We start from the raw sequence: 373 nt of genomic DNA, 5'->3' as shown, positions 1-373 counted from the left end.
AACAAGGTAGCCGTATCGGAAGGTGCGGCTGGATCACCTCCTTTCTAAGGAAAATGCCCATGTGGCATTGCCCATCGTTCAGTTTTGAGAGACCAAAACCTCTCTATGAGGGCCTATAGCTCAGCCGGTTAGAGCGCACGCCTGATAAGCGTGAGGTCGGTGGTTCGAGTCCACTTAGGCCCACCATTTTTATGAACAATTCCAATACGGGGCCTTAGCTCAGCTGGGAGAGCGCCTGCCTTGCACGCAGGAGGTCAGCGGTTCGATCCCGCTAGGCTCCACTTTTGTTCCTTGAAAACTGAAGATTCATCAAGACATCAAAAACCAATTTCACATATGGTCCGTGAGGACCGTGTGTCTTAGACGCTAGATC

2 tRNA genes are annotated in these 373 nt (G+C 51.2%); both read left to right on the top strand.

Features of this window, described 5'->3' with window-relative positions:
* Window positions 1-109 precede the first annotated feature (109 nt).
* Window positions 110-186: transfer RNA gene (locus KNP62_RS15510), tRNA-Ile, on the top strand.
* A 22-nt stretch (window positions 187-208) separates the two neighbouring features.
* Window positions 209-281: transfer RNA gene (locus tag KNP62_RS15505), tRNA-Ala, on the top strand.
* The last annotated feature ends 92 nt before the right edge of the window (window positions 282-373 follow it).

Origin of the sequence: Exiguobacterium sp. s183 (assembly GCF_018617655.1) — a bacterium.
GTDB classification, from domain to species: domain Bacteria; phylum Bacillota; class Bacilli; order Exiguobacteriales; family Exiguobacteriaceae; genus Exiguobacterium; species Exiguobacterium aestuarii_A.
This window is presented reverse-complemented; position numbering and strand designations above follow the sequence as displayed.